This is a genomic window from Sulfuricurvum sp., from assembly GCF_019163035.1.
Lineage (GTDB): Bacteria > Campylobacterota > Campylobacteria > Campylobacterales > Sulfurimonadaceae > Sulfuricurvum.
This window is the reverse complement of record NZ_JAFLKV010000065.1, coordinates 3928-27138: the sequence shown is the minus strand read 5'-3', so window position 1 is coordinate 27138 and position 23211 is coordinate 3928. Positions and strand designations below refer to the sequence as shown.

Here is a 23211-nt window from a genome sequence, read left to right as displayed (position 1 = left end):
TTTAAAAACAATGTCACCTTTATATCGTATGAGAACGATGCCCTTACATGGGAGAGTTGTGCAGAGGGAGAGGACAAAGAACTTCTCAAAAACAGTTTCGGTATCATCCGCCAGTTTGTCCGTGAAATCTACGGCATCGATACGCAGATCAAATCACAAGGGTGCACCAAAACACCCGAAGTAAAAGCGCCGATCCAAACAAAAGAAGAACCGTTTGTCATTACCCTCGCAGAGGAAGAGGAAAATTCCGAACCCGTTTCGATGATCGAAGATGCCGAAATCGGTGTCGGAAGCTGTGTGAACCAGTGTGATGAAACCAGTATCAAAGAGTTTGACGGCAGTGATGTCCTCAAAGAATCGATGATTCAAAAGGCGGCAGAGCTGTTCGAAGCAACCAAAATTACGGTTCAATCTAAAGTATAATAACTTTACTTGCTATTAAGTTTTTTTTCAGGTATACTATTTCCATTGAAAGATGATTTAGAGTTTCATCTTTGGTTTGTTTTTTATTGAAGACCTTTTAGTTAACAGTACGATCTACCATAAGAATGCTCCACTTTATATTTTCGACCACTTCGGCAACGGAGTGTATAACAACAAAAAGGGTCTATTATGGCAGAAGTACTAAACGGAACAGTTAAATGGTTCAATAGCGAAAAAGGTTTTGGATTTATCCAACAAGATAACGGCGGGAAAGATGTATTCGTACATTTCCGTCAAATCAACAACACTGGTTATGGCCGTGTTTCTCTTGACGAAGGTCAAAAAGTGACTTACACAGTAGGTCAAGGTGACAAAGGTCCACAAGCAGAAAACGTTACAGCTCTGTAACTTCCTCTCGGGCAGATTTTATCTGCCCATCTTCCCCAAATCATTTTACTAAGACACTATGTAGGTGTTTTTCCAAGCCGATTTTAAAAGGACCACTATGGAAAGCAGAGAAGCCGTTTTAGATGCGTTAAAAGAAGGTAAAAAGCTTACCAGTAATGTAACAGGGCTCCAATATACCCTTATCGGCGGACAACTTCACGCCCGCAACAGTGAAAAAACCGACTGGCACGAAAGTGAACTCAGTTTCGACAATCCTCCCTCATGGCTAAACCTTCGCGCTTAAGCGCAAGGTAGCTATGTCATCCTCCTTACGCTTCCGTTATCAAACCCTCGAATTTATCAACGCTGACATTCACGTCCGAACCCTCAGAGATACCCAACAATATTATGATACCGATGATATGGCGCGCAACCTCGGAATATCCTCCGCCTCATGGCCGCTGTTTGGGGTTATTTGGGATTCGAGCAAAATTCTTGCCCATCTAATGAGCGATTTTGATATTGCGGGAAAACGGATTTTAGAGGTGGGATGCGGTATCGGATTAGCCAGTCTCGTACTCAACCATCGCGCCGCCAACATCACCGCCACCGATTACCATCCCGAAGCGGAACAATTCATGAGCGAAAATACCCGAATCAACAATGACAACCTCATCCCCTTTACCCGTACCGGATGGGGAGATTTTGACGATACACTGGGGGAATTCGATCTTATCATCGGCAGTGATCTTCTGTATGAAAGAGATCATATTAACCTTTTGGCAGGATTTATCGATCGTCATACAAAGCACTCATGCGAAGTAATTATCGTCGATCCGGGGCGGGGAAACCACTCTAATTTCAGCAAAAAAATGGTGAATCTCGATTTTTCCCACACCCAGAGCAAACCTCTCGATACCACCTATCTTACTGATGCCTTTAAAGGGCAGCTTCTCCGTTACACACGTTAGAAATATTTAACTCACCTGTGCTACCCTTTCGTCATTAACCAATACGAGGCGCTTATGTTTTTACACAAACAAATTGACACCATCGAAGCAACTCCCCAAAAAGCGGGTCGCGGCGTAAGCATGAAAATGCTCCTCTCACCCGATGAATCCCCCACGTTTGCCATGCGTAACTTCACCATCGATGCGGGAGGCTATATGCCGCTGCACACCAACACGGTCGAACATGAGCAGTATGTCCTGAGCGGACGTGCGAAAGTGATCATCGGAGATAAAACGATTGAAGCGGGTGCGGGAGATGTGTTGCTGATTCCTGCGGGGATACCGCACAGTTATGAGACTATCGGAGAGGAAAAATACAGTTTTTTATGTCTCGTCCCCAAGGGAGTCGACGTTATCGAAGTATTAGCGTGCTAAATGGGATGCGGGATTAGTTATTATTCCCGCGAACAACACGTTTGACATCATTGATCCCATCGCCCACACCGTCACTGAACTCTTTGACGGTACAACCGCTCAACATCAAAATTGCTATTGCACTCACCATCATCAAACGGATCATATTTTCTCCTAAATATTTAAATAGATACAGAATTATAACCCGTTTACCGTTCACATTATGTTTATCATTGGATATGATTGCACTATGAAAAAACAGATCCTTTTTGACAATGACGGTGTCCTCGTCGATACCGAACACTGGTACTATACCGCCAGCGCCGAAATATTAAGTTCCAAAGGGTTTCATCTGAGCGAGGATCGCTACCGCGACATTATGATCGCGGGAGAGAGCGCTTTTTTGATCGCCGAAGAAGCGGGAGTCCCCATCAGCGAGACCGACCGATGGCGCGCACAGCGAAACGAGCGTTATCAGCACTATCTACGCACCGAAGAGATCGCTATCCCCGGAGTCAAAGAGATACTAGAGCAACTCTCACACCGCTACCGCATGGGGATCGTCACCTCAGCGCTTCGATGCGATTTTGAGCTCATCCACGCCTCACGGGGGATTGTTGATTATATGGATTTCGTCCTCTGCAGCGGAGAATACCCCCGTGCCAAGCCCTTCCCCGATCCGTACCTCTTGGGATTAGAGCGTCTAGGTGGTGAGAAACACGAAACGATCATCGTCGAGGATTCGGAGAGAGGATTACGCTCGGCGGTGAGTGCGGGGATAGAGTGTGTCATCGTCCACAACCGCTTTACCGAAAAACACGATTTTAGCGCGGCGAAGTATCGGATCAAAACGCTCGAAGAATTATTAACACTACTCAAATAAAGGAATACACAATGGACGGCAAAGAACGAAAGAATATCATGTCAGGTAAACGGGTGAGCATCGTCCTCAAAGAGGATCAAAGTACGGGTAGACTGACGGAGGGGGTTGTTCGTGACATCCTCACCAAATCACCCTCCCATCCGCATGGGATCAAAGTACGGCTTATGAGCGGGGAAGTGGGACGAGTTAAAGAGGTGTTTTGATTTTTGTGATGAGCTTATAGATTCCGATCCCGATCACAATCCCTATACAATCTGCGACAATATCCATGAGTGAAAAGAATCTATTAGGGATAAAGTATTGTGTTATCTCGATTTGGAAACCGACCAGTAATAAAAGAATGACTTTTAGGCGTGTGGATAGATGCTTATATGCCAAACTTAACAATACATAGAGAGTAAAAAAAGCGATAAAGTGGTTTTGTTTATCCCAAAAGCTCGCTACGATTTTGATGTGTTGTGGCGTAAGGGCAAGGTATTCGATAGCCAAAAAGCTGCTGTAATAGGCTGTTTTAAAAAGATCAAGGCTCAACCTAAACACTCTATTTGCACTATTTTCCCCTTACTATTGCTCTTCACATACTCCACTATCATCCCATGAAACCGCGCAAACGCGGCAGGGAGCTGCACGGTATCGAAATAACCTCTGATTCCCGCTTCGCACCACTCCTGCAACTCATCATAACTCTCAAACTCATATCCAAACGCATTTAACAGCCGTGCCGTGTAGCTATCCACTACCATCGCGGGACGGGCACAGGCGTAGCAAAGGATGCTGTCTGCCGTCTCAGGTCCGATCCCTTTTTGAGATAACAGCCACTCTCTATCGACACTGAGTGAAAAGGTCTCGAAATCGCCGAAATCCTCAAGGATCGCTTGGGAGAGGCGGATAAGGCTTTGGGCTTTGGCTTTGAACAAACCGCTCGGACGGATCTGCTCCATCAACTCCTCGACATCACAATGGGCTAAGACGTGGAGGGATAAAAGCTCTTTGATACGGAGGTTATCGAGGGAGATTTGGACACGAGACCATTGGGTATTTTGGGTGAGGATGGCACCGACGATCACGTCAAAGGTTCCATACGACGGCCACCACAGAGGGGGAGAATCCTCTAAGAGTTTTAGTGGTTCTAATGCACTGAAAAGTTCGAAAGAATCAGAAAGCTCCATCTATGCCCCTTTTATTCCTCATGCCACGCATCGGTGCGGAATACACGAGAATCATCGAAGATTTTGAGTTTGAATGCTTCGGTGCATTTTCCCTCTTCCAATGTCATTATAGCGATTTGGAGAATTTTACGGCATTTTTCAGGCACTTCGAACCGTCCCGATACCCCAGTAATGAACCGCTCTAGCGGAACTCTGGAATCCATCCCGATAACGTTGTCACGACATCCACTCAAACCGATATCGGTCATATACGCTGTCCCTTTGAGAATCTGGAAATCATCGCTCCCCACATGGGTATGGGTTCCGATAATGCCGCTCACCTGAGCTTGCAAAAGCATCAGCATAGCACGCTTCTCACTGGAAGCTTCGGCATGAAAATCGAGGAAAATGTGGTTGATTCCGTCGTTTTTGAGGCTCTCCACGGTGTCACGAGCGCATCGGAACGCATTATCGACGTACGGCATCCCGTAGTGTCCCATGATATTAAGAACAGCGAGTTTTTCCCCCGCTACCTCGAAGATACGGCACCCCGTCCCCTTGACCCCCTCGGGGTAGTTATGAGGGCGCAAGAGTGGCAAGCTCTCCAACAGCGGTTCGATCTCTTTTTTGTCCCACGTGTGGTTTCCGCCGCTCATGACATCGATCCCCATCCCGAACAGCTCATTGGCATTTTTCATCGTCACTCCGAATCCGTGGGAGGCGTTTTCGTAGTTGGCGATGACGAAATCGATGCCGTGTTCGCGACGAAGTTTCATGAGGTGTTCTTTGATCATCATCCGTCCCGGACGTCCGACGATATCTCCGATAAATGCTATTTTCACTCTTTCTCCTCTATGAGTTCCGATCTTAGGTCATTTGCGCTTTGTCGATAATTACTGCTATCGCCGTACTCAAAAAATCTTTGGTATCGTGAATGGATCGATTTTACCCGTGATGAATGACGGATGGGGCACCAGTACTGCTCAGTTCGGGCGGCGATTTCGGAAATATATCCCATCAAACCGTTAAAATAACTGCAATAGAGACAGTTGAATTTTTCAACGAGGTTAAGATAAGCGAGGCGATGACGGTCGAAAATAATGTAATCGCTTCGCTTTACTTTTGTAATCTTATAAATCGGGAAACAGACCCATTGATAGAACGACACGAATCCGTCCAAAATAAATGCAGGGATCAAAACAGCCCATATTATCGGAGCGCTCAGAAGATGCAACATCGGTGTCGTTGCCAAATAGCGCAATAATCCCTGACGATCTTTTCGGTACGAAGCGAGAAGTTCTTCCCGTTTTTTAGTAATTTCGCACGTGAAGCGCTCATACTCTTGATGCAATTCGGCTTCTAGCTCCGATTCAAGCGCTTTGATCTTCGCAATCAGTTCGTCGATTTTTTGATGTTCCATCCAGAACCTTTGCATTATGTACACTAACTATACTATAAGATAGCAAAAGCGGACGTAAGAAGTAGAGGTAAAGTTGGGGATTTACAAGGGGGGATGCTGTATAATTTCCGATTAAAATCTTAAAAAGAGAACTCTGATTTATGCAAAAACCAATAGCAAAATTTATTTTGGCATTCTTAGCATTAGCAAGCAGTTATGCACTAGCAAACGATGCCCCCAATATCTGTAGTCGAGACCAAAATCCGAACGAATTCACCATCCTAAGTTATCACGAAATCGCGGACAAAAGTGAAACTCTCGATTCAACCTATGCGGTTACTCCAGCCCATTTTGAAGAGCAAATCCATTGGCTCATGGATAACGGTTATCACTTTATCAGTATCAATGATGTTTTAGCGTATCGAAAAAGCGGAAAAGCTTTGCCTAAAAAAGCTGTTTTGATGACGTTTGATGATGGCTATCAGTCGGTTTATGCCAACGCCTACCCCCTCATAAAAAAATACAAAATCCCTGTTGTTATCGCGTTGGTCGGCAGTTGGTTACAAGCCAAAGATACCGTAAATTTTGATAAACACATGATTCCACGTGCTAAGTTTTTAAGCCAAGCCGAGATCAAGGAAATGGTAAGCAGCGGCCTCGTAGAGGTTGCTAGTCATACCTATTTTTTACACAAAGGGATAGCGGGCAATCCGCAGGGGAATATGCAACCCGCAGTGAGAACCCGTCAATGGTTGAGTGATAAAGCGAGATATGAAGATGAAAAAAGCTATCAAAAACGTATCTACCATGATTTAGCCGAAAACAACCGTTTTTTAAAGGAATACACCGGTCAAAAACCTCGTGTAATCGTATGGCCGTATGGGCATTATAATAGTGAAGCGCGACACATTGCTGAGAAGGTTGGTATGCCGATTGGGCTTACTTTGGATGATGGGAGTAATACGAATATTACACCGCTGTGGGGACTTCGTCGTATCTTGGTTGAGCACAAAATGACCCTCCCTGATTTAGAACTTAATATGTGGGTTCGAAATGCTAATTTCACCGATGACGCACGCACCACCAAAGCAGCACATGTTGATTTGGATTATATTTATGACCGTGACCCTATCCAGAGCGAAAAAAATCTGGGTGCGTTGCTCGATCGGATCAAAAATCTAGGAGTTAACACGATCTACCTGCAAGCGTTTGCCGACCCTGATGCTAATGGTGCGGCTGATTATGTCTATTTCCCTAACCGTAATATTCCAATGCGTTCTGATCTGTTTAACCGGGTGGCATGGCAAATTTCAACGCGTACCCAAGTGAAACGGGTGTACGCATGGATGCCGATGCTGGCATGGCAGTTACCCTCAAACAATCCCGCCAAGAACGATACGGTCGTAACTTTGCAGATTGATCCGACCCATCTAAACATGGGCTACCCTAGACTCTCCCCCTATTCTCCTAAGGCACGAAAAGTGATTAAAGAGATTTATGCAGATTTGGCAAAATCAGTTTATATCGACGGAATAATATTTCATGATGACGTAACGCTATCGGATTTTGAAGATGACAGCAATGCGGCACGTAAGCAATATAAAAAATGGGGATTAGCCCCAACTGTGACCCAAATCAGAGCCGATCGAAAACAGTTCCAAAAATGGACTCAGCTCAAAACAGACCATTTGGATGCGTTTGCGATGGAGTTAGCTCAGAGCGTGCGAAATGAACAACCGGGGCTCAAAACAGCACGTAATTTATACGCACAAGTCGCATTAAACAAAGATGCCGAAGAGTGGTATGCACAAAGTTTAGCAAAATCGATCAAGCACTACGATTACACCGCTATTATGGCGATGCCGTATATGGAACAAGCGGATGATCCGACTCAATTTTACGATAAAATTATTCACAACGTAAATCAAGAAGCGTGTGGGATGGAGCGTACGGTGATGGAGTTGCAGAGCGTTAATTGGAGAAAAGATAATGAGCCGATATCGCCCAAAGAGATGTCTGATACCATGAGTCATTTATATAATCTTGGTGTCCATCATATCGCTTATTATCCTGATAATGTGTTTACCAACACCCCTGATGCCGATACCATGAAAGAAGCATTCAGCCGCAAATCGTTACGTATGCACTCGTATACACCAAGCGATATTGTCTCCAACAAGTAGGAAGAGTTTATGACCACTTTTATTGTATTTGTCCATTTATTATGGCACACACTGTTAGGTTTTATATTTTATTATCCCCTCTTTATGTCGAGTTTGTGGATCGTCGGCGCTATCTTTTTTTATTATAAAAATGAAAAGCCATATCTCAAATATACGATTCCACCGCTAAGAGACAATGAAAAATGGGAGGGGGTCAGTATCTTGATCCCTTGCTACAACGAAGGGCAAAATGCGATTGAAACCATCACGTATGCCCTGAATGTCAACTATCCCGAATTTGAGGTTATCGCCATTAATGATGGGAGCAAAGATAACACATTAGAGATATTGCTAGAGTTGGCAAAAACCAACCCCAAATTAAAAGTGGTCAATTTAGCCGCGAATCAGGGTAAAGCGCTAGGGCTTCAAGCCGGTGCACTGGTCGCCAAATATGAGTATTTAGTGGGTATCGACGGGGATGCTTTGATCGATGAGTATTGTCTGTATTGGATGGTGAAACATTTTATCCGCTACCCCGCAGTTGCCGCGGTAACAGGTAATCCACGCATACGTAACCGCACAACACTGCTGGGTAAAATACAAGTGGGTGAGTTTTCCTCTATTGTCGGGATGATAAAACGGGCACAACGTAGTTTTGGACGAATATTTACCGTATCAGGGGTTATTACCGGTTTTAGAAAAGCGGCGGTGCATGAGGTTGGCTATTGGAGCCCCGATATGTTGACGGAGGATATCGATGTTACTTGGAAACTGCAACGCAACGGCTGGGATGTCCGTTTTGAACCGCGTGCATTGGTATGGATTTTGATGCCGGAGACGTTGAGCGGACTCTGGAAACAGCGTCTTCGTTGGGCTATGGGTGGTGCTCAAGTGATGCTTAAAAATTTCAAAGTTTTATTTATGCCCAAACAAACCCATCTTTGGGGATTGATGGTTGAGCTTATGCTCAGTACGATTTGGGCATACAGTATGGTATTGGTATTTTTAGTGTGGATCATTAGTTTATTTGTCCCCGTAAATTATCTAATGCCTCAACAATCCCCTATTTTGCCAGATGAAAGTAGCATTATTCTCATCGGTGCGTGTTTGGTGCAGTTTGGTGTTAGTAAATGGTTAGACGGTCACTATGACCAAGGTTTAGGAAAAAATTATTTTTGGATGATTTGGTATCCATTTGCCTATTGGCTCCTTAATTTATTTACGGCAGTAACGGCCCTTCCAAAAGTTTTGTTCGGGAAAAAAGGGCGCGCTCGTTGGGTTAGTCCCGACCGTGGAGCACATCAACAGGTCAAAAAAGGTTAAGAACATGGAAACATTGATTATTAATAAACGGCGTGAATTACCAAAAACCAAACGGATTATTTGGGACATCATAACCTTGTTACTTTGGATAGGTTTTATCTATTTATGGAAACCTGTATTTCACGTATTTTATCGAATCATTACCTTAGATGCTCCCGTAGAAGAGTTATCGGATTGGATTTTTGGTGAAATTCATAGCGTTACTGTTGAACATGCAGTTTATATGTTAGTTGGAACTCCGATAGTGCTCTTTATCCTCTCAAGACTAAGTAGACACCAAGCCCCTAGTGAGCATTTAATCTATCACTCAAACGATTATTCTAGCTATTTTGATATAGATGATGCAGAATTACAGCAGTGTGTCAGCAGCCAGCTCGTTACCGTTTATCACGATGAACATGGTCATATAATCCACCTAGATAACCAAATTGAATCCAGTAGCAAGCTATAAACATGCCCGATAAATCCTAGCTTCAGGATTTACCCTTCTTAAAATATTCTCGCAAATCATTGAAAATAAACAAAAAGCAAATGAATCAAAATGAATAAGATTGTATGCTGTTATTTAATAATATTTATTACAAAAGTATTAACTAAATAGTATCGTTTTAATAATCGTTCAGCTTAATCTATGATAGGATAATTACATTGTATGTAGAAAATCTAAAAAAAGCATGTATCGATAAATATTTAAAGGTTAAATATCAATGAAAAAAAATCCGTTGACAACCGAAAAAATAAAAATAAATTTAACCACTTTTGAAAATCCCGAAATCGGTATTGAACATGTAGATGATAGCAAGATTAGCGGTATTATCTCTTCCTGTGAAGGCATTGTAGAACAAAAAGAAAGTGAATCAAGTTATAAAGAATTATTTAACTCGATAAAGCAAGCTATTTATATTCAAGATTTTGATGGTAGGTTTTTGGATGTTAATGAGGGTGCAGTTGAAATATATGGGTATCAAAAAGAAGATTTTATAGGAAAAACTCCAGAGTTTTTGTCTGCTCCCGGACTTAACAATTTAGAGAAAGTTGGAACCTATATCGCCGATGCCATCAAGGGTATACCGCAACGATTTGATTTTTGGGGGAGGAAAAAAAATGGAGATATTTTTTTAAAAGATATATCTTTAGTTACCAGTAACTATTTTGGCAAAAAAGTCTTAATAGCGACTGCCATCGATATTACCGAACGCAAAAAGTCGGAAGATGAGACTAAAAGGCTTTTAAATATTCTCAAAGCCAGTGAAAACACCCTTCTTCATCTTTTGAAAATGAGCCCTATAGCAGTTAGGATAGCAAAAGCAAACGGCCGAGAAATTGTATTTGCCAATAACACCTACGCTCGTATTACGAAAACGGATATATCCGCTGTTGTAGGTAAAAACCCTCATAATTACTATGCGCATAAAGAAGAATATGATGAAATCATAGAGTTGATACATGCCAATGGACACGTCGATAATCGACTCGTTGAGTTTTTAATTAATAACAAAGTAGTATGGGCATTGGCTTCTTATACGACAATGGAATTTGAAGGTGAACCCTGCATTTTGGGATGGTTTTACGATATTACTGAACAAAAAAATCTTCAAATGGAGATACAAGAACAAAAAGATAAATTTGAGACCATTTTTAATACCTCTAAAGACGGCATAGCAGTTTTGGATATGGACTCCAACTTCTTGGATTTCAATGATGCTTATTTGGAAATGACCGGATTTACACGTGAATATCTTTTATCAACCTCCTGTATCTCTCTGAGTGCCCCAGAAGATAAAGATCGTGCTATAGAGGCTATGAATACTGCTCTCAAGATAGGATATATAGTAGGCTTTGAAAAAACATGTATTGTAAAAGACGGAAAACGTGTTATTATCAATATGACAGCGACCGTCTTGCCGGATAAAAAACGTATTTTAATAACAACCAAAGATATAACGGAGATGAAAGAGCACGAGCACCAACTCGATTATATTGCCCATTATGATGCCCTGACCGGTTTACCGAATCGAGTTTTAAAATCAGACCGCCTACGGCAAGCTATGATTCATACAGAACGACGTGATGAGAAAATAGCGATACTTTATCTTGATTTAGATGGCTTTAAACAAGTCAATGACCGATATGGACATTCCGTTGGTGATCAGCTTCTTATAGCTCTTTCTGAACGGATGAAACATGCATTGCGTGATGGAGACACGCTATCACGATTAGGGGGAGATGAATTTGTGGCAATTCTTGTCGATTTGGATGATATGTCAATGGCATTTCCTATCATTCAACGACTTTTAGAGGCAGCAAGTCAGGCTGTAGTGTTGGATGATATTATAGTTCAAGTGTCAGCGAGTATAGGGGCAACATTTTATCCACAATATGAGATTGTAGATGCGGATCAACTCATTCGTCAAGCCGATCAAGCCATGTATGAAGCTAAGCAATCGGGTAAAAATCGCTACCATATATTTGATTCGGAACACGATCGTACCATACGTGTAAGACACGAAAATTTAGAGAGAATACAGCAAGCTCTGAGCAACAACGAATTCGTTTTGTACTATCAGCCTAAGATTAATATGCGTACAGGCGACCTGATCGGTACAGAAGCGCTAATACGTTGGAACCACCCTGAACAAGGTCTTATCCCTCCTCTTGAATTTCTCCCTATCATTGAAAATCATCCTTTAGCCATCGAAGTCGGTGAGTGGGTAATAGGGGAAGCTATTTCCCAAATTGAGCGTTGGCAACAACAGGGGCTTACGCTACGAGTCAGTGTTAATGTAGGGGCTCGACAGTTATTACAAGGAAATTTTGTTGAACGGTTGCAACTGATTCTTTCGAAACATGAATATTTTGATCCCTCATTACTCGAAATCGAGGTACTTGAAACCAGTGCACTGGAAGATGTCAATCTAGCGTCCCAAATTATTGAAAAATGCGGAACAATCGGGATAAATTTTGCTTTAGATGATTTTGGAACGGGCTATTCCTCTCTCACCTATCTCAAACAGCTCCCCTTGGCAACATTGAAAATCGATCAAAGCTTTGTTCGAGATATGCTTGATGATCGTGATGATTTGGCAATTTTGGAAGGGATTATCGGATTAGCCTCAGCTTTCAAACGCGAAGTGATTGCAGAAGGTGTTGAAACACATGAACATGGAAAACAGCTCCTTTTACTTGGATGTGATTTTGCGCAAGGATTTGGAATCGCACGCCCGATGCCCTCGGAAAAGTTAATAGAATGGGCTCTAAAATGGTCTGAAAATCATTCATGGGTGATTTAATACGAGGATATTACACTTCACTAGATCAATTTTTTATTGACTCTGTACTACAATAACTTATGCAATCGCTGAAATATTTATCCCACTACAGCCAAGAGATACAAACTCAGGTACTCCACCTGATCGACACCGATGCCCTCGGTGAGCGCCTTTTGCTCAAATATCCCGAACCTCACGTCTACAATACCGATAAAAGCCTCTATGATTACGTAAGCGAGATCAAAAATGACTATTTTCGAGGTTCTGCACCCATATCCAAAGTGCTCTACGACACTAAAATCCGTGATTTGAACTCCGCACTTGGCACCCATACGTTTGTCTCACGAGTACAAGGGGGAAAGCTCAAAGCCAAAAATGAGATTCGTATTTCTCATGTTTTTAAAAAAGTTCCTGAGCCGTTTTTACGAATGATCGTCACCCACGAACTCGCCCATCTCAAAGAGAAAAATCACGACAAGGCATTTTATAAACTCTGCATCCACATAGAGCCACACTACCATCAACTGGAGTTTGAAGTGAGGCTCTATTTAACACACCTCGATCTCTTCGGAGAACTTTACTCGCGGACTAATTCCACCAAAACTTCATAATGTGCAGTATGGGGGAACATATCAAAGAGTTGCACCCGCTTCAAAGTATAGCCGCTGAGGGTATCAAGATCTTTGGCTAAACTTGTCGCATTACAACTCGAATAGAGTATTCGCTCAGCATCGACGCGGTTTAACCACTTGCACAACTGCTCTCCCAACCCGCGACGTGGTGGATTAACAATGATAACATCAGGCTTTGCCCCAGAGTTAGCCCCAAAACTTGCGGCATCGAGTGATTCAAAACGGATAGCATCCATCTGCAACTGCGCTGCCGAATCACGAGCACACTCAATCGCTTCACTCTCAATCTCTATCCCTATGATACTCCGCTCCGGCGTCGCACAATGGAGGGCAAATCCCCCCACACCACAAAAGAGATCCCATAAAATTTTAGGCTTGCTCTCATCCGCCCACTCACTTGCAATGCGATAGAGTTTTTCTGCCACATCCGCGTTGGTTTGGAAAAAACTTTTGGGGCGTATGAAAAGAGGGATACCGTTAAATCGCTCTTCTAAACGGCGTTGCTCGGTAAAGAAAATTTCCTCTTCCCCTTCCAAAATTGCCATGTGAACACTCTGGATATTAGCCGTTATCACTTTTAGCTCCGGCGCATGTTTCACCAAATCTTCAAGTGCATTTTGCAATTTGGCAATAATGCCGTAAGAGCGAAGGACAAATCGGAGCATCATAGTCCCGTTTGATTGGCTACGGGTGAGAAGGACGTATTTCAGCTCCCCTTTTCGCATCCGCACATCATACCCTTTGACCCCCAGCTCACGAAGCCACTCTTGAATGGTGTGCAAAACTTTCTGCATACTAATATCATACAATGGGCACTCGATAAGACTTATCTCTTCGGAGATCCCAAGGACAATTCCTTCCAAGGTCGGAGTAGCCACCATTTTGGCTTTGTTGCGAAACCCTTTAATCTGCGACGGTATCGGTTTGAGCCACTCTTGCGGCTGATACTTATTTAAAAGGGTGTGTAAATGCTCACCTTTGAGTTTCAGTTGCTCAGCATAATGGTAATCAATCCATCCGCATGAATGGCAAAGGTGGGCATCAAAATAGGAACAAAAGCTCATTTTAACTTCATTTATATGCCCGTTGCATTTGTATCAAATGAACTTTGAGGGATAGCGTACAGTCGTCGCTCTAACCGACCGATATGATCTAATACTTCCTCAGAAGCGGCTTGCAACTTAATAAAATGTTCTTTTGCTTTCTCGTGCTCTTTTTCAGTAACCTTTTTTTTAGAATTGAATAATTTAGAAAAAAATGATCGATCAGTATCCGTAAAATAAATTTTAAAAATGTGCATATATTCATCGTGTAATGTAAAGTGAGCTTTTTCGATATCGTCTAAACAGCTCATATTTCCTAAAGCGCTAAGTTTTTGTCCCTCACTGTAAAACCACTCCCCAAAACGGCAATCTGTACAGCTAAGTGGTATGGCACCCTCATCAATCGCCAACCCCTCAATCAATAATTTTGCATGCTGTACCCACTTGACATGCGCCTTTTTAGCATCACTCAACGATTGTAATGTTGTAGTTTTATCCATATAAACCCATCCTCGATGTAATACTATTATTATACCTGCCAAAAATCATAAAAATAACACAAATATCACTATCTTTAATTATTTTACGGTACGTAAATAGTGCAATACAGTACCTATGAGATCGTCATCATCTTTGCTCTTGCTTTGTAATGTCTCTTTCACACCGTTCGTGTACTCTATCGTAATATTTTGATTATAGTTGCTCACCATTTTGATCTTTTTCTCGATACACAGCAATTTGATCACCATGATCTCAAAAAACTGTTTCGTCGGCGTATCGGGTTTGCCGAACCGATCTCCCACTTCCTCTTCGATTTCGTAAATCTCGCTCGGAGATTCACATTGACTGAGACGGCGATATAGCTCGAGTCTAAGACGGTCTTCGCTCACGATCTCATCGCTGATAAAGGCGCTGACGGTGAGTTTGATATCCACTTTGGCACGCACGGCACTCGATTGGTTGGTGAGGAGTTTGATCGCATCCTCCAACATCCGAAGATAGAGGGCATATCCGATATTTTTGATGTGACCGCTTTGGGCATCCCCGACGAGATTCCCCCCTCCGCGGATTTCGAGATCGTGGTACGCCAGCATCGAACCGCTTCCGAGGAACGAATTAGATTCGAGTGCTACAAGACGTTTTTTCGCCTCTTCGGTGAGGTGGTCTTTGTCATCGACGATGAAGTACGCATACCCCTCGATATGCCCCCGTCCGACCCGTCCGCGAAGCTGATGCAGATCCGCCATCCCGAAACGATCGGCGCCGTCGATGATCATCGTGTTGACCGTCGGCATGTGGATCCCCGATTCGATGATAGAGGTGGCAAGGAGTACATCGTATTCGCGGCCCGCGAATTTCGCCAGCTCCTCTTCGGTTTGGGTCGCACTGATTTGAGAGTGGAGGATGAGGATACGCAACTCCGGCAAAATCGCTTTGAGCTCACCTGATTTGATAATCATCGAATCGATCGAGTTATGGACGTAGAACACTTGACCGCCGCGGCGAAGCTCGCGTAAAATCACCTCTTTGATCAGTTTCTCATCGTAGTTTTTCACAAACGTCCGTACCCCTAAACGCTCACTCGGAGGGGTGAGGAGTTCGGACATCGTTTTGATCGAGCTGAGGGCTTGGTTGAGGCTTCGAGGAATCGGCGTCGCACTCATACTGAGGAGATGGACGTTCTCATAGAGCGATTTGAGTTTCTCTTTTTGTTTCACCCCGAATTTATGCTCTTCGTCGATGATGACGATCCCGAGCTTCTTACAGCTCACCCCGAACAGCGCATGGGTTCCGACGACACAATCAAGTTCACCCACTTCGAGTGCTCGAAGGGTCGCATTTTTCTCTTTAGTACTCACAAAACGGTCCAATTTCGCGACCCGAAGCCCGAACGGCGCAAGGCGGGTTTTCAGCGATTGGAAATGCTGGGAACTGAGTAAGGTTGTCGGAACGACGAGAAGCGATTGAAATCCCCCTTTTGCGGCGGCAAAAATAGTGTTCATCGCCACCTCGGTTTTCCCGAAACCGACATCGCCGCTGAGGAGCCGATCCATAATCTGCCCCGAAGAGAGGTCACGAACGATGGAGCTAATTGCACTCGCTTGGTCAGGGGTATAATCGAACCCTGATTCTGCTTGAAAACGGCGAAGTTCCCCCGCATCGACGTTGATGACGGAAGCTTTGATCAGTGCACGGCTCGCCGCGATCCCCACAATCTCCGAAGCGATCTCGAACAGTCGCGCTTTGACCGACTCTTTGAGTTTACCGAAGCTCCCTTTGCCTAGACGATCCAGTAATGGGAGGCTCCCTGATGCGATATAGCGATCGATCGCATCGAGATTTTCGACGGGGAGGAGAAGTTTGTCATCCCCCATGTATTTTATCACGACAAGGTCTTTGATCCCGCCGAGGATTTCGGCTTGCTCAATCCCGACAAATATCCCCACTCCGTACTCTTCGTGAACGACGTAATCCCCCACTTTGAGATCATCGAGGAGGATGGAGGTACGGCGGCGACGACGCTTTTTCTCATGGCGGTTAAGGGAGAATATGATCTCATCAGGACCGATCAGGTTAAGGACGATCCCTGAGGTTTTTACCGTGATCTCTTTGAGATCAAATATCCCCGCCGCTTTGAGCTGAGTATCGCTCGCGGCGATTAGGGTGAATTTTTTGTTCTTATGGACACTGCGAAGAGTTTCGAAATTCCCTCCGCCTAGTGGCGTGTAGCGCTCCGACTCAGGGAGAATATCCGCTTCCAATCGCTCGCGAGGCAAAACGGGTTGGTTGAGCCCGTAGGCTTCATCGAGGACGCTTTTCATCTCACGGATACGTGCAACCCTCTTCCCTTTGCACAGATCGACTCCGTGCTCTCCCAATACCCAGAAACCGAGCGATGCGATGTCTTTGACAAAGCTATCGCTTTGCGCCTGAGCTATCGCTTTTTCGAAATGTTTGTACTGCTGTGCATCGAGGGAGAAAAAAGCGCTCGTTACCTCGATACTCGCTAACTCTTCTTTGTCGGTACGCTGGGTTTCGACATCGAATGCTTTGATCTCTTCAACCTCATCATCAAACAGACTGATACGGTACGGGTTGCTTTGGTTAGGGACATAGATATCGAGGATATCGCCGCGATGGGATACCTCCCCCTCCATCTCCACCATATCGACAAAGGTGTATCCCCAGTGGATCAGCTTCTCTTTAAACGCTCCCAAATCGATCCTTGAAGCGAATTCGATGGTCTCGCTTTGAAGCAATGAGGGATCGGGCATCGGAAAAAGAAGGGTTTTAAGAGGTGCTATAATCAGCGGTTTTTTGGACGACGTATAATAGGTACGAAGTGCGGTAAAGAGGGCAAAAAGTTCCTCAGAAAACGGGCGTAAATCATCCATATAAGTTGCACGAAAATCGGGTAATACGATATGGGGCACCTCTAAAAAGGTCGAAACATCGCTCAGTTCAGAAGCCTCTTTGGCATCCTCGCAGAGGAGGATTTCAGGGCGATTTTTCGGGTTGTTTTTTAGGTATTCATACCATCGTGCTTGTGACATTTATCCTCTTTAAAAACGTTTCGGCAACGCTGAATGAACCGAAAACCAAATATTCTTTATCTTCATGGAGTGTATCCAACATACCAAACGGTATTTCTAACTCACGTAAAACCGATTCAAGCAAATGACGTTCAACAATCCGCCCCTCACTCACCTCTATAATCTCAACCGTTTCGATTATCGGCGATAATATGCTCAAAATCTCGCGGTAATCTTTATCCCCGTAAGTGTTATAGATGAGGGTCACTTTTTTCCCAACAAAATTTTGGGCTATCGACTCTGCCGCAAGTGCATTATGCCCCACATCCAACGTTATATTAGAGGCGATTTTACTCAGTCGCCCAAACAAGGCACTCTGATCAAACACCACTTCGCTCGCCTCGAACCCCAGCATCTCATACGCACTCATCGCCAATGTCAGATTATCGCGTAAATAATTGCTGAGACCATTTTTTATGGCAAGTTGCAATGCTATTTCTTCGATACTCGGAGTCAACCGCTCGGAGAGTGTATATAGTGTGCACCCTTTTCCCTCCGCAATAGTTCGAGCAATCGTTTCAACTTCAGAGTGTTTTTGTGTTCCCAACAAAGCGACACATTGCATACTTCGTAGTTTCGTCGTTGCAATCGAATCAATGGAACTACCTAAAAATGCCGCATGATCAAAATCGATAGGTGTAAAGATACTCAGTACTTTATCAAAAACAGCAGTCGCATCATATTCCCCGCCCAAACCCGCTTCACACACGACGTAATCACACCCTTCATACACCACTAACGAGAGCAGAGTCGTATACTCAAAATAGCTCAACGTCTCAGCAATTTTCACAGATAGTAGAGCTAGAAGCTTCTGATGGGCACACTCCAATATTTCATCACTCACTTCAGAGCCATCTAACCAAATCCGCTCGTTAAATCGCAGAATATGTGGCGAGGTATAATGCCCAACCTTTTGCCCTGCGCGGTGCAGTGCAGTTGCTAGAAAACGCCCCGTAGTACCTTTTCCGTTGGTTCCGACGAGGTGAATGGTTTTTGGAGTCGGTAGAGAGTGCTTGATCTCACTATACGTGCTAGGAAAACGATTATAGTCGATCACATCGTAAAAAAGAGGTTTGAAAGAGAGAAATTCGTCTAATGTCATGCTGGCTCGACGCGGTTTCGCCCTTTGTGTTTAGCATCATACAATCGCTCATCCGCACCATTGACCAATGCTTTTAATGAGGGAAAATCACTACGCTGTGCAACACCGATACTGACACTCACCGCAATCCGCTGTCCTTGATACATAAAATGGGCTTGCTCGACATGGGCACGCACCTTTTCACAAAATACCTTTGCACCATTCAAATCAGTGTCCCCCAAAATGGCTAAAAATTCTTCTCCTCCGAAACGACCGACGGTATCACTGGTACGCGCTTCTAATTTTAGAATTTTTGAAAAGGCAATCAGTACCGCATCTCCCGCTTCATGTCCATACGTATCATTGACCGATTTAAAGTGATCCAAATCGAGCATAGCCACACAGAACGGATGAGCATGACGCTCATACTCCGCCTCTTTGAGATTAAGATGCTCTTCGATTGCCCGTTTATTGAAAAGCTTTGTTAAGAAATCTTCCCGAGATGCTTGGGTTGCTTGGGCTAAATCGGCTTCAAGGGTAGCGATTTTTTTCCCCATTTGGCTTACTTTTTCATTATGAACTTTTAGATCTTTGCTCAACACTTCCACTTTTTCTTCTAACGTGCTCGCAATCGTATAAAGACGCTTGTGTGCTGTTTTAAAATCGGTAGGTTTTTGGTTATCCAGCGCTTCAAGATCACGTTTTACCTCTCGAATCTCACTGCTAGAATTTTCACTTCGCTCAATCAACTCGATCAACTGTGCTGAAAGTTTTCCCAAAAGGGAATCAAGTGCACGCACCATCTCTTCTACACTGTTTTTATCCAATGCAATACGCATTGCTATCGCCGTTTTTATCTCTCTTTCACAACTATCGGTGTCAATATACGAGGGATTGTCCTGAAGTTTTTGAGTGAGCGCAATCGTAGCACTGTCCATCGTCGGAGCGATGGATGGAACTAATGAAGCAATGAGTAACTGGACGGTTTTAGCACTGCCGGCTTCTCCGCTTAAACCCCCTTGTAAACTCAAACTCTCAATGGTACTTCGCAAATTTGCGGTATCGACTGAACCGAAAACAGACAATTTCATTAAAAATGAGTCATCATAAATGCTTAAAAAATTTATCCACGCTTGTTTGAGGAGTTCTAGTTGTGTTGATCCCCCCTGCTCTTCTAATATAGCAATGGTTTTCTTCGCTAATGCCGAAGCATCCGGATTGTGTAAGACATCGATACTCTCTGCCATTTTTTTGGCCAAGTTACTCAAAAGCTCAACCAATACAGATGCTTCACTAGGATTCATACGACTCAGTTTTGAGATTAAGAATCGGATCAGTTCTGCCGTCGTTCGAACACGGTATTGCTTAACCTCTTCGAGTGTTTTTTTATCCATTAGGGAGATATATCGATCTATTCCGCTACAGTCCTCTACCGCAAATCCCGCTTTTTTGGCTTCAGCACAAAATGTTTCACTATACGCATCAGGAGTCCATACTTTTCCCTCTGCTTTTAGTCGCTCAACCGTGTTTCGAACAATTTGATTAATAGTCATAACCTACCCCTTATTTCGAATTTGCACCCTCTGCCGCGATTTGCGCGACAAAAGCATCTATCCCTTTTTGAGCCCCTTGACGAATCGCCTCAAAGCGTGCCTGATCGGATATAATAGCATTCGGCTCTATTTCAAAATCATAGGTTCCGTGCGTCGTATAATTTTTTACTTTTCCCTGAAACATACGGCTAATCACCATTCCTACGCTGGTTCTATAGGTTATTACATAGCCGTCCGTATCATAACGAAGCGGACTAAAGGAGACCGAGCCGATCGATATTTTTAAATGAGTTGACGCCACATTTTTGGAAACAAGAGAGGTTCTAAATTTGGTAATAACAGCGGTATCGACTGCATCTTTAATGATAACACTATTTTGTGGATCTTCCATCGAAATGACCACTTCGGTACTGACACTCTCACCCAGAACATTTTTGGCTAAATGGCTGGCGGGTTGATAGCCGCAACCGGCTAAAAAAAAGAAAGTGCTCAGTATCCAGTATTTCATGGTGCTACCCTTTTATCACAAGATTGACAAGTTTACCGGGGATCACAATCGATTTTACGATCTCTTTTCCCTCAATCCACTTCTCTACGGAAGCTTTCGCTATCTCTATGATCGCTTCTTGCGACTCACTAACTCCCACTTCGATCGTTGCACGATTTTTACCGTTAATGGATACGCCCAGAGACAATGCTTCGACTTCGAAAACCTCTTCTAGTACCACTTGGACACCGAAGTTTTTTCCGCCGAAATATTCAGTTGAGAGTTCCCAACAAATATGTGGGATAATCGGTTCCATCACAGAAGTTAAAATCCAGTACCCTTCCGTCCATACATCGCGATTATTCTGTTCATTCAACGCATTCATCGCTTCCATTACACCGGCAATCATAGTGTTAAAGGTGTGACGTTCCGTATAAACTTCTTGAGCACGTTTAAGTGCTTCGTATACTTTTTTCCGTGCCCCTTTAGCTTCTTTTGTAAGAACACTATGATCGATAATCGGTAAGTGATCGGTAACATTAACATACTGAGCGCGATCCGCAAACCGTTTCAAAAATCGAAATGCCCCCTCAACCGCACTATCATTCCACTCCAACTCTTGGGTCGGTGGGGCAGCAAAGAGGATAAATAGACGCGCCGTATCAGCACCGTATTTCTCTATCAATGCTCCCGGATCGACGGTGTTTCCTTTGGATTTGGACATCTTCGCACCGTCTTTAAGAACCATCCCTTGTGTTAGAAGATGCTCAAACGGCTCATCGCTACTTACGTATCCCAAATCACGAAGCATTTTGGTAAAAAATCTCGCATACAATAGATGTAAGATCGCGTGCTCGATTCCGCCGATGTAGTGATCCACTCCCATCCAGTAATCAAGTGCTTGCTTATCAAACGCCTCTTTAAAATCATTTTTGACCGTGTAGCGCAAGAAATACCATGATGATTGGATGAACGTATCCATCGTATCGGTTTCACGAATGGCAGGTTTTCCACATTTCGGACACGTACAATGTTTCCATGTAGCATGATGTTCGAGCGGATTTCCCTCGCCGTTGATAATAACATCCTCAGGCAATGCCACGGGGAGATTAGCCTTATCTTCAGGGACGATTCCGCAACTCTCACAATGGATAAACGGTATCGGTGCTCCCCAATAACGTTGACGACTGATTCCCCAGTCTTTGAGGCGGAAATTGATCACTTTTTTACCGAGTTTATTTGCTTCAAAATGATCCATGATCGACGCTTTAGCCGTGACGTTATCCAGAGCGCTGAACTCTGCACTATCACGTAAAATTCCTGTTTCGGTATACGCACATCCTGATGGTAGCTCACCCTCGGAAGGGAAAATAACTGCTTTGATCGGTAAATCGTATTTAGTCGCAAACTCGTAGTCGCGATCATCATGGGCAGGAACCGCCATCACCGCACCCGAGCCGTAATCGGTAAGGACGAAATTCGCCACCCAGACCGGAACTTTTTCCCCCGTGAGAGGATGAAGCACATTGATCCCCAGTGATACCCCCTCTTTCGGGCTTGTAGCACGATCACGTGCGCTTACACGCTGCATCGCTTTGATCGCATCCGCAGTTACGGTATCAAGTAATCCGAATGAGATCATATGACGGACGATTTCATGTTCCGGTGCAAGAGCGGCATAACTCACGCCGTAAATCGTGTCAGGTCGAGTCGTGAAAACATCAAAAGATTGATAGACGGCACCCAGACGCGCTTCACTCTCAACATCGAGTTTAAACGCGAACTCCAAACCGTATGATTTACCGATCCAGTTCTCCTGCATCGTTAGAACCTGCTTTGGCCATTTACCCTCTAACGTTTTGAGTGACTCCAAAAGCTCTTCAGCGTAATCGCTGATTTTGAGGTAGTACTGATACATCTCTTTTTGGACGATCTCAGTTCCGCATCTCCAGCATCCGCCATCAACCACTTGCTCATTTGCCAAAACGGTCAAATCATGCGGACACCAGTTGAGAAACCCTTGTTTGCGGTATAACAACCCTTTGTTAAACATATCGATAATAAAACTCTGCTCGAATGCCGTGTATTCTGGATTCGAAGTGGCAAATTCTCTATCTTCCGAAAAGGAGAGACCTAATCCTGCCAACTCGCCGCGCATCGTAGCGATATTTTCATACGTCCATTTTTTAGGGTGAACACCGTGTTTAATCGCCGCATTTTCTGCCGGCATCCCGAAGCTGTCCCATCCAATCGGATGGAGAACATTAAACCCCTGCTGACGGTAATAACGGGCAAACGCATCACCGATGGTGTAGTTACGGACATGTCCCATGTGGATACGCCCCGATGGGTAAGGAAACATACTGAGAATGTATTTTTTAGGTTTGCTAAAATCATCCGAGGACTCATACGCTTTCGTGGTACTCCACGTTTTTTGCCATTTTGCCTCAATCGATGCGGGGGT

The 23211-nt window shown here is 44.0% G+C and carries 23 protein-coding genes and 1 pseudogene; 12 read left to right on the top strand and 12 right to left on the bottom strand.

Annotated features, from left to right (window positions below):
* The 5 genes and pseudogenes from JZU62_RS05430 to JZU62_RS05410 form a co-directional block, all read left to right on the top strand.
* Positions 1–423, top strand: a pseudogene (locus JZU62_RS05430) (DNA polymerase III subunit gamma/tau); the annotation flags it as partial.
* Positions 424–612: 189 nt separating this feature from the next.
* Positions 613–831, top strand: a complete 219-nt coding sequence (locus JZU62_RS05425; RefSeq protein WP_295012666.1) for a cold-shock protein — start codon at positions 613–615, stop codon at positions 829–831.
* A gap of 97 nt (positions 832–928) precedes the next feature.
* Positions 929–1114 carry a hypothetical protein gene (locus JZU62_RS05420; RefSeq protein WP_294896376.1) on the top strand — a complete coding sequence of 62 codons (186 nt, stop codon included), beginning with the start codon at positions 929–931 and terminating at the stop codon, positions 1112–1114.
* Between the two features lie 13 nt (positions 1115–1127).
* On the top strand, positions 1128–1781 hold the full coding sequence (locus tag JZU62_RS05415) for a methyltransferase domain-containing protein (RefSeq protein WP_295012664.1): 654 nt from the start codon (positions 1128–1130) through the stop codon (positions 1779–1781).
* A 54-nt stretch (positions 1782–1835) separates the two neighbouring features.
* On the top strand, positions 1836–2195 hold the full coding sequence (locus tag JZU62_RS05410) for a cupin domain-containing protein (protein ID WP_295012662.1): 360 nt from the start codon (positions 1836–1838) through the stop codon (positions 2193–2195).
* 13 nt (positions 2196–2208) lie between these two features.
* On the opposite strand, the gene JZU62_RS05405 is transcribed toward JZU62_RS05410, so the two are convergent.
* Entirely contained in the window at positions 2209–2340 is a 132-nt protein-coding gene (locus JZU62_RS05405) for a hypothetical protein (protein ID WP_295012660.1), read from the bottom strand.
* Between the two features lie 84 nt (positions 2341–2424).
* On the opposite strand from JZU62_RS05405, the gene JZU62_RS05400 reads away from it, so the two are divergent.
* The gene (locus JZU62_RS05400) at positions 2425–3057 is read left to right on the top strand and encodes an HAD family phosphatase (protein ID WP_295012658.1); all 633 of its coding nucleotides are present in this window, start codon (positions 2425–2427) and stop codon (positions 3055–3057) included.
* A gap of 11 nt (positions 3058–3068) precedes the next feature.
* Positions 3069–3260: a YwbE family protein gene (locus JZU62_RS05395; RefSeq protein WP_295012656.1), complete on the top strand. Its 192-nt coding sequence runs from the start codon at positions 3069–3071 to the stop codon at positions 3258–3260.
* Here the strand turns inward: JZU62_RS05395 and JZU62_RS05390 are convergent.
* Genes JZU62_RS05390 through JZU62_RS05375 form a run of 4 tightly spaced genes read right to left on the bottom strand, consistent with a single transcriptional unit; the run spans position 3244 to position 5625 of the window.
* Complete coding sequence (locus JZU62_RS05390; protein WP_295012654.1) at positions 3244–3588, bottom strand: VanZ family protein; 345 nt, start codon at positions 3586–3588, stop codon at positions 3244–3246. The genes JZU62_RS05395 and JZU62_RS05390 overlap by 17 nt on opposite strands.
* Positions 3585–4226, bottom strand: a complete 642-nt coding sequence (locus JZU62_RS05385) for a 3-methyladenine DNA glycosylase (RefSeq protein WP_295012652.1) — start codon at positions 4224–4226, stop codon at positions 3585–3587. Before JZU62_RS05385 ends, JZU62_RS05390 begins: the two co-directional genes overlap by 4 nt.
* Positions 4227–4237: 11 nt before the next feature.
* Positions 4238–5047, bottom strand: coding sequence for a TIGR00282 family metallophosphoesterase (locus tag JZU62_RS05380; RefSeq protein ID WP_295012650.1), 810 nt, complete (start codon positions 5045–5047; stop codon positions 4238–4240).
* Positions 5044–5625 carry a hypothetical protein gene (locus tag JZU62_RS05375; protein WP_295012648.1) on the bottom strand — a complete coding sequence of 194 codons (582 nt, stop codon included), beginning with the start codon at positions 5623–5625 and terminating at the stop codon, positions 5044–5046. Before JZU62_RS05375 ends, JZU62_RS05380 begins: the two co-directional genes overlap by 4 nt.
* A 140-nt stretch (positions 5626–5765) precedes the next feature.
* Between JZU62_RS05375 and pgaB the strand changes: the two genes are divergently transcribed.
* The 5 genes from pgaB to JZU62_RS05350 all read left to right on the top strand — a co-directional run bounded on the left by pgaB (position 5766) and on the right by JZU62_RS05350 (position 12969).
* Entirely contained in the window at positions 5766–7787 is a 2022-nt protein-coding gene (gene pgaB / locus JZU62_RS05370; protein ID WP_295012646.1) for a poly-beta-1,6-N-acetyl-D-glucosamine N-deacetylase PgaB, read from the top strand.
* 9 nt (positions 7788–7796) lie between these two features.
* Complete coding sequence (gene pgaC, locus JZU62_RS05365; protein ID WP_295012644.1) at positions 7797–9089, top strand: poly-beta-1,6-N-acetyl-D-glucosamine synthase; 1293 nt, start codon at positions 7797–7799, stop codon at positions 9087–9089.
* Between the two features lie 4 nt (positions 9090–9093).
* Positions 9094–9540: a poly-beta-1,6-N-acetyl-D-glucosamine biosynthesis protein PgaD gene (gene pgaD / locus JZU62_RS05360; protein ID WP_295012642.1), complete on the top strand. Its 447-nt coding sequence runs from the start codon at positions 9094–9096 to the stop codon at positions 9538–9540.
* Between the two features lie 256 nt (positions 9541–9796).
* The gene (locus tag JZU62_RS05355) at positions 9797–12379 is read left to right on the top strand and encodes an EAL domain-containing protein (RefSeq protein WP_295012640.1); all 2583 of its coding nucleotides are present in this window, start codon (positions 9797–9799) and stop codon (positions 12377–12379) included.
* A gap of 59 nt (positions 12380–12438) precedes the next feature.
* Complete coding sequence (locus JZU62_RS05350; RefSeq protein ID WP_295012639.1) at positions 12439–12969, top strand: YgjP-like metallopeptidase domain-containing protein; 531 nt, start codon at positions 12439–12441, stop codon at positions 12967–12969.
* On the opposite strand, the gene rlmC is transcribed toward JZU62_RS05350, so the two are convergent.
* The 7 genes from rlmC to leuS form a co-directional block, all read right to left on the bottom strand.
* Positions 12936–14054, bottom strand: a complete 1119-nt coding sequence (rlmC, locus tag JZU62_RS05345) for a 23S rRNA (uracil(747)-C(5))-methyltransferase RlmC (protein WP_295012638.1) — start codon at positions 14052–14054, stop codon at positions 12936–12938. The two genes, JZU62_RS05350 and rlmC, sit on opposite strands and share 34 nt — an antisense overlap.
* An 11-nt stretch (positions 14055–14065) precedes the next feature.
* Positions 14066–14533, bottom strand: a complete 468-nt coding sequence (locus tag JZU62_RS05340) for a CZB domain-containing protein (RefSeq protein WP_295012637.1) — start codon at positions 14531–14533, stop codon at positions 14066–14068.
* Between the two features lie 78 nt (positions 14534–14611).
* Positions 14612–17587, bottom strand: coding sequence for a DEAD/DEAH box helicase (locus JZU62_RS05335; protein ID WP_295012635.1), 2976 nt, complete (start codon positions 17585–17587; stop codon positions 14612–14614).
* Complete coding sequence (locus tag JZU62_RS05330; RefSeq protein WP_295012633.1) at positions 17565–18728, bottom strand: Mur ligase family protein; 1164 nt, start codon at positions 18726–18728, stop codon at positions 17565–17567. Before JZU62_RS05330 ends, JZU62_RS05335 begins: the two co-directional genes overlap by 23 nt.
* The gene (locus tag JZU62_RS05325; RefSeq protein WP_295012631.1) at positions 18725–20260 is read right to left on the bottom strand and encodes a diguanylate cyclase; all 1536 of its coding nucleotides are present in this window, start codon (positions 20258–20260) and stop codon (positions 18725–18727) included. The genes JZU62_RS05330 and JZU62_RS05325 overlap by 4 nt, the downstream gene beginning before the upstream one ends.
* Positions 20261–20270: 10 nt before the next feature.
* On the bottom strand, positions 20271–20768 hold the full coding sequence (locus tag JZU62_RS05320) for a hypothetical protein (protein ID WP_295012629.1): 498 nt from the start codon (positions 20766–20768) through the stop codon (positions 20271–20273).
* Between the two features lie 4 nt (positions 20769–20772).
* Entirely contained in the window at positions 20773–23199 is a 2427-nt protein-coding gene (leuS, locus tag JZU62_RS05315) for a leucine--tRNA ligase (RefSeq protein WP_295012668.1), read from the bottom strand.
* Between the last annotated feature and the right edge of the window lie 12 nt (positions 23200–23211).

Bases quoted from the DNA above. Each gene is read 5' to 3' on its own strand.
- JZU62_RS05425 (WP_295012666.1), top strand. From the start codon at position 613: ATGGCAGAAGTACTAAACGGAACAGTTAAATGGTTCAATAGCGAAAAA.
- JZU62_RS05420 (WP_294896376.1), top strand. From the start codon at position 929: ATGGAAAGCAGAGAAGCCGTTTTAGATGCGTTAAAAGAAGGTAAAAAG.
- JZU62_RS05415 (WP_295012664.1), top strand. From the start codon at position 1,128: ATGTCATCCTCCTTACGCTTCCGTTATCAAACCCTCGAATTTATCAAC.
- JZU62_RS05410 (WP_295012662.1), top strand. From the start codon at position 1,836: ATGTTTTTACACAAACAAATTGACACCATCGAAGCAACTCCCCAAAAA.
- JZU62_RS05405 (WP_295012660.1), bottom strand. From the start codon at position 2,340: ATGATCCGTTTGATGATGGTGAGTGCAATAGCAATTTTGATGTTGAGC.
- JZU62_RS05400 (WP_295012658.1), top strand. From the start codon at position 2,425: ATGAAAAAACAGATCCTTTTTGACAATGACGGTGTCCTCGTCGATACC.
- JZU62_RS05395 (WP_295012656.1), top strand. From the start codon at position 3,069: ATGGACGGCAAAGAACGAAAGAATATCATGTCAGGTAAACGGGTGAGC.
- JZU62_RS05385 (WP_295012652.1), bottom strand. From the start codon at position 4,226: ATGGAGCTTTCTGATTCTTTCGAACTTTTCAGTGCATTAGAACCACTA.
- JZU62_RS05375 (WP_295012648.1), bottom strand. From the start codon at position 5,625: ATGGAACATCAAAAAATCGACGAACTGATTGCGAAGATCAAAGCGCTT.
- pgaB (WP_295012646.1), top strand. From the start codon at position 5,766: ATGCAAAAACCAATAGCAAAATTTATTTTGGCATTCTTAGCATTAGCA.
- pgaC (WP_295012644.1), top strand. From the start codon at position 7,797: ATGACCACTTTTATTGTATTTGTCCATTTATTATGGCACACACTGTTA.
- pgaD (WP_295012642.1), top strand. From the start codon at position 9,094: ATGGAAACATTGATTATTAATAAACGGCGTGAATTACCAAAAACCAAA.
- JZU62_RS05355 (WP_295012640.1), top strand. From the start codon at position 9,797: ATGAAAAAAAATCCGTTGACAACCGAAAAAATAAAAATAAATTTAACC.
- JZU62_RS05350 (WP_295012639.1), top strand. From the start codon at position 12,439: ATGCAATCGCTGAAATATTTATCCCACTACAGCCAAGAGATACAAACT.
- rlmC (WP_295012638.1), bottom strand. From the start codon at position 14,054: ATGAGCTTTTGTTCCTATTTTGATGCCCACCTTTGCCATTCATGCGGA.
- JZU62_RS05340 (WP_295012637.1), bottom strand. From the start codon at position 14,533: ATGGATAAAACTACAACATTACAATCGTTGAGTGATGCTAAAAAGGCG.
- JZU62_RS05335 (WP_295012635.1), bottom strand. From the start codon at position 17,587: ATGTCACAAGCACGATGGTATGAATACCTAAAAAACAACCCGAAAAAT.
- JZU62_RS05330 (WP_295012633.1), bottom strand. From the start codon at position 18,728: ATGACATTAGACGAATTTCTCTCTTTCAAACCTCTTTTTTACGATGTG.
- JZU62_RS05325 (WP_295012631.1), bottom strand. From the start codon at position 20,260: ATGACTATTAATCAAATTGTTCGAAACACGGTTGAGCGACTAAAAGCA.
- JZU62_RS05320 (WP_295012629.1), bottom strand. From the start codon at position 20,768: ATGAAATACTGGATACTGAGCACTTTCTTTTTTTTAGCCGGTTGCGGC.